Annotated in this window: 6 protein-coding genes; all 6 read right to left on the reverse strand. The window is 67.8% G+C overall.

The annotated features are described in order from the left end of the window. Window positions 1-8: 8 nt before the first annotated feature. Entirely contained in the window at window positions 9-1778 is a 1770-nt protein-coding gene (gene treZ, locus B5520_RS12665; RefSeq protein ID WP_079597411.1) for a malto-oligosyltrehalose trehalohydrolase, read from the reverse strand. Continuing rightward, window positions 1775-4105, reverse strand: coding sequence for a malto-oligosyltrehalose synthase (gene treY, locus B5520_RS12670; protein WP_079597412.1), 2331 nt, complete (start codon window positions 4103-4105; stop codon window positions 1775-1777). The genes treZ and treY overlap by 4 nt, the downstream gene beginning before the upstream one ends. Continuing rightward, entirely contained in the window at window positions 4102-6357 is a 2256-nt protein-coding gene (gene glgX, locus B5520_RS12675; protein WP_079597413.1) for a glycogen debranching protein GlgX, read from the reverse strand. The genes treY and glgX overlap by 4 nt, the downstream gene beginning before the upstream one ends. 69 nt (window positions 6358-6426) lie before the next feature. Next, on the reverse strand, window positions 6427-8022 hold the full coding sequence (locus B5520_RS12680) for an NAD(P)H-hydrate epimerase (protein WP_079597414.1): 1596 nt from the start codon (window positions 8020-8022) through the stop codon (window positions 6427-6429). A 35-nt stretch (window positions 8023-8057) separates the two neighbouring features. After that, window positions 8058-8405 (reverse strand): holo-ACP synthase, encoded by a 348-nt coding sequence (locus B5520_RS12685; RefSeq protein ID WP_018760400.1) that lies wholly within the window; start codon window positions 8403-8405, stop codon window positions 8058-8060. A gap of 116 nt (window positions 8406-8521) precedes the next feature. After that, window positions 8522-9454: isomerizing glutamine--fructose-6-phosphate transaminase (locus B5520_RS12690; RefSeq protein ID WP_139386242.1), on the reverse strand; the 933-nt coding region annotated here is incomplete at its 5' end.

A 9454-nucleotide genomic window follows, 5' to 3' on the forward strand; every position in this document is an offset into this window, starting at 1 on the left:
GGAAAACGTCAGGACTTGAGAATTGCCGCGCTCCACGGCGCGAGGGCCAGGGACTCACCCTCCAGGGCGGTCCCGTCGTCCGTTGCCAGCAGGACAGTCCCGCGGGCATCGTCCAGGCGGACCTTCGCGTCAGAGAAGTTCAACAGCACCTCCACCGTCCCGCGGCGGAACCGGAGCCAGCGCTCGTCGTCGTCGAACGCCACTTCCGTCTCCTCGAAGCCGAGCCCGGCAAGTTCCGCATGCTCGCGGCGCAGCGCGGTCAGGGACCGGTACAGCTCCAGCAGCCGGGCGTGGTCGCCAACGGAGGCTTCGTCCCACTTCAGTTTGGACCGGCGGAAGGTTTCCGGGTCCTGGGGATCGGGGACGACGGCGGGATCCCACCCCATGCGTTCGAACTCCTTGATCCTGCCCTCGGCGGTGGCTTTGCCGAGTTCGGGTTCCGGGTGGGAGGTGAAGAACTGCCACGGGGTGCTGGCCGCGAATTCCTCGCCCATGAACAGCATGGGCGTGAACGGCGATGTGAGCGTGAGCACCGCGGCCAGGGCCAGCTGCCCGTGGGACAGCGACTGCGAAGGCCTGTCCCCCGTAGCCCGGTTGCCGATCTGGTCGTGGTTCTGGTTGCACACCACCAGCGCCGCGGGGTGCACCAGGGAGGTGTTGATGGGCCGGCCATGGTGGCGCCCCCGGAAGCTGGAGTAGCTGCCGTCGTGCAGGAAGCCGTCCTTGAGGACCTTGGCCAGGACCGCCAGCGACTCAAAGTCCGAGTAGTATCCGGTGGTTTCGCCGCTGACGTTGACGTGGACCGCGTGGTGGTAGTCGTCGCTCCACTGCCCGGCGAGCCCGTAGCCGTTGACGTCCCGCGGGTACAGCAGGCGCGGGTTGTTCAGGTCCGACTCCGCGATCAGCGTCTTGGGCAGGCCCGTTTCCGCTGACACCGCGTCCCCCAGGGCACCGAATTCCTCCAGGATGTGCACGGCGCGCTCGTCCCGCAGGGCGTGCACCGCGTCGAGGCGGAGCCCGTCCACGTGGTAATCCCGCAGCCACAGGGCCGCGTTGTCCAGGATGTACTCCCGGACCACGTCGGAGCCGGGCCCGTCCAGGTTGACGGAGTCGCCCCACGTGTTGGCGTCGCCCTGTTTCAGGTACGGGCCGAACTTCGGCAGGTAGTTGCCGCTGGGACCGAGGTGGTTGTAGACCACGTCCTGGATGACGCCGAGCCCCGCCGCGTGGGCGGCATCGACGAACCGCTGGTACGCGGCCGGTCCGCCGTAGCCCTCATGGACGGCGTACCACTGCACGCCGTCGTAGCCCCAGTTGTGGGTGCCGTTGAAGCCGTTGACGGGCAGCAGTTCCACGAAGTCGACGCCGAGGTCCGCCAGGTAGCCCAGCTTTTCCGCTGCGGCATCCAAGGTTCCCTCCGGCGTGAAGGTGCCGACGTGGAGTTCATAGATGACCGACCCCTTCAGCTCCTTGCCGCGCCAGCCGGCGTCCTGCCAGGAGTGGCTGGCCGGATCGAACGTCCTGGAGAGCTCATGGACGCCGGACGGAAGGCGCCGGGACCGCGGATCTGGCACCGGGGTGGTGTCGCCGTCGAGCAGGTAGCCATAGTCCACCTCGCCGCCGGCCGGGGCGTCGGGCGCGGACCACCACCCTTCGGTGCCCGGCGCCGTCTCCTTTTTCTGCATGGGGTACTGCCGGCCGTCCGCCAGCAGGGTCACGGACGTGGCGTCGGGGGCCCAGACGTCGAAGCGTTCGGGTCCAACGTTGACCAGGGTCATGCCTTCTCTCCATCCACCGGTATCAGCAAAGCCACCGGGTAGGTACCCAGGACGTCCGCCACCGAAACGGTGCCGGGTCCGTAGCCGGCCCCGGTCAGTTCGTCACGCATGGGAACGGTAAGTTCGACGGCGGTGTCCCGCCAGCCGCCGTCCGCTTCCAGTCCGGCGGGGAGCCGGGTGGCCAGCGTCAGGGCGCCGACGGAGCCTTCGGAGGCACCCCGGTGGAACGCCAGGAGGTTGCCGGCAGCCGCTCCTGTGACCGAAACGGGGGTGTAGCCCTGGAACAGTTCCGGCCTGTCCCGGCGGAGGCGGAGCGCCCGGGAGGTGGCCAGGAGCTTGCTTGCCTCCGTCCCGGCTTCCGGCAACGTCCCGCCGTCGATCCTTGCCAGCTCTTCCCGGCGGAGCGCGAAGTCCACGGGCCGCCGGTTGTCCGGGTCGGTCAGGGAGCGTTCCCAGAACTCACTGCCCTGGTAAACGTCAGGCACACCCGGCATGGTGAGCTGGACCAGCTTCGCGGACAGGGAGTTGGAGGCGGCGTACGCGTCGATCCGTGCCACGAACTCCTCCACCACCTTGGTGACCCGGGCGTCGTCGAACGCCGCATCCACGGCGGTTTTGACGGCGGACTCAAAGTCCTCGTCCGGCTGCGTCCACTTCGTGGAGTTGCCGGCTTCCCGGGCTGCCTTCTCCGCGTACCCCTGCAGCCGTTCACGGCTGGCAGGCCATGCCCCGATGACGGCCTGCCACAGCAGGTTCTCGTAGGGGCCGTCCGGGATCGGCGCCAGTTCCCGGAGCGTGTCCAGGGTGGCGGTCCATTCCTGCGGAAGCTCCGCGATGACGGAGATCCGCGCCCGGGCATCCTCGCTGCGCTTGGTGTCATGGGTGGACATGGTGGTCATGGACAGCGGCAGGTCCTCCTGCCGGCGGCGCATCCGGTGGTGGAACTCCTCCGTGGACACCGAGAACTCGGTGGGTTCGGCCCCCACCTCGGTGAGCGTGCCCAGCCGGGTGTAGCGGTAGAACGCAGTGTCCTCCACGCCCTTGGCCATCACCATGCCGGAGGTCTGCTGGAACCGGACGGCGATTGCGTTCGAGGGGTCCAGGAGCAGCGGCAGCAGTGTCCCCACCGCAACAGCAAGGTCCGGCCGGTGTTCAGCCGCGGACTCGCATGCTTCCTTCAGAACCTCGGCGCCGGTGGGCAGGTAGGTCCGGTACACCGGGAAGGACGCGATGATCTCGGCGATGGCATCCGCTGCCTGCTCCACAGAAAGTCCGTGGGATTCGGGTACCAGCCGGGCCAGGCGAAGCACCTCGGACCGCAGGATGCCGTCGGCGATCATGCGCTTGGTGCCGCGGATCATTTCCGCGTAGTCCGCCGGACTCCCTGACCCGCGAAGGGACGCATCCAGCGCATCCAAAGCGGCCTGCCCGGCGGGGTCCACGAAGACCCGGTCCACGTCCGCCAGGGCGTCATACCCGGTGGTTCCTTCGCAGGAGAACTCGCCCGGCAGGACCTCCCCCGGCTCCAGGATCTTTTCCACCAGGACATAGGCCCCGCCGGTGAGGTCCTTGAGCCAGCGCAGGTAGCCGGCCGGATCGGCGAGCCCGTCCGGGTGGTCCACGCGGAGCCCGTCAACCAGCCCGTCGCGGAACCAGCGGCCGACCTCGGCATGGGCTTCCTCGAAGACCTGCGGGGTCTCCACCCGGATGCCCGCCAGCGTGGTGACGGCGAAGAAGCGCCGGTAGTTCAGCTCGGCGTCGGCGCGGCGCCAGTCCATCAGCTCGTAGTGCTGGCGGCTGTGCACCTCCTGCGGGGAATCCCCTTCGGTGTACGTGCCGGCTGCGAGCGGAAAGCGGTGGTCGTAGTAGCGGAGTTCGCCATCCACAACTTCCAGCTTGTCGAGGTCCGCATCGGAGCCAAGCATGGGCAGCCGGATCTTTCCGCCGCCCAGGTCCCAGTCGACGTCGAAAGCTTCGGCGTAGCGTGAGCCGCGCCCTTCCTTCAGGAGGGACCACCACCACGGGTTCTGGGCCGGTGTGGCAACGCCCACGTGGTTGGGGACGATATCCACCAGGACACCCATGCCGTGCTCGCGGGCAGCCTTGGACAGGGCCAGCAGCCCCTCGGGGCCGCCACGGTCCGGGTCCACCGCGGAGGGGTCGGTCACGTCATAGCCGTGGTCCGAGCCCTTTTCCGCGGTGAGGATGGGCGAGAGGTACACCCAGTCAACGCCAAGCGATTTCAGGTACGGGACCTGCTCCGCGGCGTCGAACAGGGTGAAACCCTGGCGGATCTGCAGCCGGTAGGTGGATGCCGGGACCCTCACTTCTTCGAAGCCTTCCGCTCCCCGATCTTCGTGGTCTTTCCGGGTTCCGCCACTGCCGGTGTGCTGATGGTCTCCGTCTCGCTGCTGGAGGTCTGGGTCAGCGCGGCAAGGGAGGCTGCCACGGAGTGGTCGGGCTCCACCTCGGGAACGGTGTGCGCCCGGAGGACCACCAGGGACTTGGCCTCAACGGGCAGCGGCTGCCCGGCGGAGACGGGCTCGGTGTCCGCGTTCTGCCCGGCCGTGTCGATGATGACGTCCCAGGCCGGAGCGAACTCGTCGGAGGGAAGCGTGAACTTCACCGTGTCATCGTGGGCGTTGAAGTACAGCAGGAAGTTCACGTCCGTGATCCGGCGGCCGCGGCTGTCCTTGCCCTGGATGCCGTTGCCGTTGAGGAACACGCCAACGGAGCGGCCGAACCCGCTGTCCCAGGCTTCGGGCTTCATGGTTTCGCCGTCGGGATCGAGCCAGACGATGTCCGGCAGGCGTTCGCCCTGGCCACGCAGGACGGGCCGGCCGTCGAAGAAGCGGCTGCGGCGGAAGGTGGGGTGCTTGGCGCGGAGGGCGTTAACAGCGGCGGTGAACTCGACCAGCGGCTGGTCGATGGTCTCCCAGTTGATCCAGGTCAGTTCCGAGTCCTGGCAATAGCCGTTGTTGTTGCCCTGCTGGGTGCGGCCCATCTCGTCGCCGTGCAGGAGCATGGGCACGCCCTGGGACAGCAGCAGCGAGGCAATGAAGTTCCGCTGCTGGCGGGCCCGCAGCGACAGGACCTCGGGATCATCCGTGGGGCCCTCAACGCCGCAGTTCCAGGAGCGGTTGTGGGATTCGCCGTCGTTGTTGCCCTCGCCGTTGGCGTCATTGTGCTTCTCGTTGTAGGACACCAGGTCCGACAGGGTGAAGCCGTCATGCGCGGTGACGAAGTTGATGGACGCCACGGGGCGGCGGCCTGAATGTTCGTAGAGGTCCGCCGAACCGGTGATGCGGGAGGCGAATTCGCCCAGCGTTGCAGGCTCGCCGCGCCAGAAGTCGCGGACGGTGTCGCGGTACTTGCCGTTCCATTCCGTCCACTGCGGCGGGAAGTTGCCCACCTGGTAGCCGCCGGGGCCAACGTCCCACGGCTCGGCGATGAGCTTGACCTGCGAGACTACCGGGTCCTGCTGGATGAGTTCGAAGAAGGTGGACAGCTTGTCCACGTCGTAGAACTCGCGGGCCAGGGTGGAGGCGAGGTCAAAGCGGAAACCGTCAACGTGCATCTCGGTGACCCAGTAGCGCAGCGAGTCCATAAGCAGCTGCAGGGAGTGCGGCTGGCGGACGTTCAGCGAGTTGCCGGTGCCGGTGTAGTCCATGTAGTGCTTTTCGTCGCCCTCCATCAGCCGGTAGTAGGCGGCGTTGTCGATGCCCTTGAAGGACAGCGTGGGGCCCAGGTGGTTGCCTTCGGCGGTGTGGTTATAGACCACGTCCAGGATGACTTCGATGCCGGCCTTGTGCAGCGAGCGGACCATGGCCTTGAAGTCCTGGACCTGCTGGCCGGTGTCGCCCGTGGAGCTGTAGGTGTTCTGCGGCGCGAAGAAGCCGATGGTGTTGTAGCCCCAGTAGTTGTTCAGGCCCTTGTCCTGCAGCGTGCCGTCATTGACGAACTGGTGCACGGGCATGAGCTCGATGGCGGTGACGCCAAGCTTCTGCAGGTGGGAGATGACGGCGGGATGCGCCACGCCGGCGTAGGTTCCGCGCTGTTCCTCGGGGATCTCCGGGTGCAGCTGGGTAAGGCCCTTGACGTGGGCTTCGTAGATCACGGACTGGTGGTACGGGATCCGCAGGTTCTGGTCGCCGTCCCAGTCGAAGAACGGGTTGATGACCACTCCGAGCATCATGTGGCTGGCGGAGTCCTCATTGTTGATCGAGTCCTCTTCGCCCAGGTTGTAGGTGAACAGGGACGGGTCCCAGTCAACCTGGCCGTGGATGGCCTTGGCGTAGGGGTCCAGCAGGAGCTTGTTGGGGTTGAAGCGGTTGCCGGACGCGGGGTCGTAGGGCCCGTGGACGCGGTAGCCGTACTTCTGGCCGGGCTGGATCTGCGGGATGTAGCAGTGCCACACGTAGCCGTCCACTTCATCCAGCGTGATGCGGGTTTCCTTGCCGTCATCGTCGAAGAGGCACAGTTCCACTTTTTCTGCTCGTTCGCTGAACAGGGCAAAGTTGGTGCCGGTTCCGTTGTACGTGGCGCCAAGGGGATAAGCCGATCCGGGCCAGACTTCCATAATGCTCCTCATTTCTTGGTCGGCAACAGGGGACATCGGAACGTCCCTGCCGCCCATGCGAACTAGTGCCTACCGTAGTGGGTGGCTGTGACTATTACGTTTCCGGAGTCCAGAGTTACTAAGCATGCTGACATTACCCCACGTTTCAGCTATGGCATCGGCAATTCCGCCAGCAGCGATCGGCCCGCCAAAGGAAACGTCCGACGCCGCCGTCCCGGCTTTACCGTGCAGCGCCGCCCCCAGCGCGGCAATCGCAGCCCACCGGCCGTCGTCGTCAACGTCCAGGGAACGGAAGCGCCCGACGTCGGGACCTGCCTGGGCGAGCAGCGCACCGATGACGCCGGCCAGGACGTCGCCGCTGCCGGCGGTGGCGAGCCACGGGGTCCCGTCCGCCTGGCTGTATACGGCGCCGCCGGGCGTGGCCACGAGGGTGGTCGCGCCCTTGAGCAGGACCGTTGCTCCGGTAACGGCGGCGGCGCGTCGGGCGGCGTCGAGAGTACCTGCTTCCACGGATTCCCGGTCATCCACGCCTCCCAGCCGATGCAGGAGCGAGGCGAGTTCGCCGGCGTGCGGGGTCAGGACGACGTGCGGGGCCAGCTGGTTGGGCAGGGCGGGCAGGGCCCCGGCGTCCGCCACGGTGGGCAGGCCGGAATCGACGGCGTCCCGCGCACGCGCCAGCTGGTCGGAGTCTTCGGGGCCCATGCCGGAGCCCACCAGCCAGGCCTGCACCCGGTTGTCGGCCACGGAGCCGGTACTGCAGACAACTTCCGGGCACGATTGCCGCACCAGGTCCGCCACGTCGGGCGGGCCGAGGTAGCGCACCATGCCTACCCCGGCGGCGAGGGCGCCCCGGCAGGCCAGGACAGCGGCGCCGGGGTACTGGACCGAGCCCGCCACCACGCCCAGCACTCCGCGGGAGTACTTGTGTGCGCGGCGTTCGGGGCGCGGCAGGAGCATTGCGAGGTCTGCTGCCTCAAGCCGGCGCAGCGACGGGCGCGGCAGGTGTTCCTCGATGCCGATCGGCACCACATGCACGCGGCCGGCATAATCGGCGCCGGGGTCCGCAAGCAGCCCGGTCTTGGCGCCCCCGAAGGTGACGGTCAGGTCAGCCGGCAGCACAGGCAGGGCGGCCGCGCCGGTATCGGCGTCCACGCCGCTGGGCAGGTCGCAGGCCACCACCAATCCCTGGGAATCCATGGAACTGCGGGCCTTGGTGATGGCGTCCACCAGCGCGGCGGCACTCCCCCGCAGACCGCCCTTGGCGCCGGTCCCCAGGACAGCATCAATCACGACGTCGGCGCGGGCGGCTTCCGCGGCCAGCCCGCCGAGTGCCTCCTCGGTCAGTTCCTCCGTACGTCCGCCGGCACGTTCAAAAGCAGCCAGCGCAGCGGGATGCCCGGTGCCGGAGGTGAGGACCGCCGTCGTACGCATTCCGCGCGCGGCGAGGAAAGCGGCGGCATACAAGCCATCGCCGCCGTTGTTGCCCTTGCCAGCCAGCACCACGAGGCGTGCCCCGTAGATGCGGCGGCCGCGGACGCGAAGCTCGGTGATGACGGCGTTGGCCAGGCCGTGGGCTGCGCGCTGCATCAGGACATCGCCGAGCCCGGCAGCCAGGAGCGGTTCCTCGGCTGCCCGGACCTGCGTTCCGGTGTAGGCGCTGATCATGTGGTCAGGTCCAGGGGGCGGGCCCGGGGGCCGGGTCAGCCCTCGGCCAGGACCGTGGCGGTGGCGATTCCGCCGTCGTGGCTGATGGAGAGGTGCCAGCGCTTGACGCCCTTGGCTTCGGCAACCGCCAGCACGGTGCCCTTGACCTGGACGGTGGGGCCGTTCTGGTCCAGGCCGATCCAGCAGTCCTGCCAGTTCATGCCGGCGGGTGCACCGAGGACCTTGGCCACAGCTTCCTTTGCAGCGAACCGCGCGGCCAGGGAGCGGGTGTTCAGCTCACGCTCCGCGGGGACGAACAGCCGGTCCCGCAGGCCCGGGGTGCGCTCAAGCTGGCGGCCGAACCGCTCGATGTCTACTACGTCTACGCCAATGCCAACGATCATGTGGCTTAGTCTACGGTGGCGATCCCGGCCTCCCGCGCAGAGCTCGCCGGGCCCGATTAAAGCAGCAGCCCCGAGCCGGAGGGGCTTGGGGCTGCCTGTGCTTATTGCCGGAAGGCTTACTCGACGGTGACGCTCTTTGCGAGGTTGCGGGGCTGGTCCACGTCGTAGCCCTTGGCGGCGGCCAGTTCAGCGGCGAAGATCTGCAGCGGGACGGTGGTCAGCAGCGGCATCAGCAGAGGTGGTGTCACCGGGACGTAGAAGACGTGCTCGGCGTAGGCCTTGACCGCTTCGTCGCCTTCCTCGGCGATCACCATGGTCCGGGCGCCGCGGGCACGGATTTCCTGGATGTTGCTGATGACCTTGGCGTGCAGCGATTCGCGGCCCCGCGGGGACGGGACAATCACGAACACCGGCTTGCCTTCATCGATCAGGGCGATGGGGCCGTGCTTCAGCTCGCCGGCGGCGAAGCCCTCGGCGTGGATGTAGGCGATTTCCTTCAGCTTCAGCGCGCCCTCCAGGGCCACCGGGTAGCCGACGTGGCGGCCCAGGAACAGGACGGACGTTTCGTCCTTCATGCTGCGGGCGAGCTCGCGCAGCGGTTCGGCGTTGTCCAGGATGGTCTGGATCTTGGCCGGGATCTTGTTCAGGTCCGCCAGGACGTCCTTGATCTGCCCGGAGAAGATGTTGCCGCGCAGCTGGGCCAGGTACATGCCCAGCAGGTACGCCGCGGTGATCTGGGCCAGGAACGCCTTGGTGGAGGCCACCGCGATTTCCGGGCCGGCGTGCGTGTACAGCACGGCGTCGGATTCCCGTGGGATGGTGGAGCCGTTGGTGTTGCAGATCGAGATGGTCTTCGCGCCCTGTTCCCGGGCGTAGCGGACGGCCATCAGGGTGTCCATGGTCTCGCCGGACTGGCTGATGGAAACCACCAGGGTGTTCGCGTCCAGGATCGGATCGCGGTAACGGAACTCGTGCGCCAGCTCCACCTCGGTGGGGATCCGGCACCAGTTCTCGATCGCGTACTTCGCCACGGTGCCCGCGTAGGCGGC

It is taken from the genome of Arthrobacter sp. P2b (assembly GCF_900168295.1).
GTDB lineage: Bacteria > Actinomycetota > Actinomycetes > Actinomycetales > Micrococcaceae > Arthrobacter.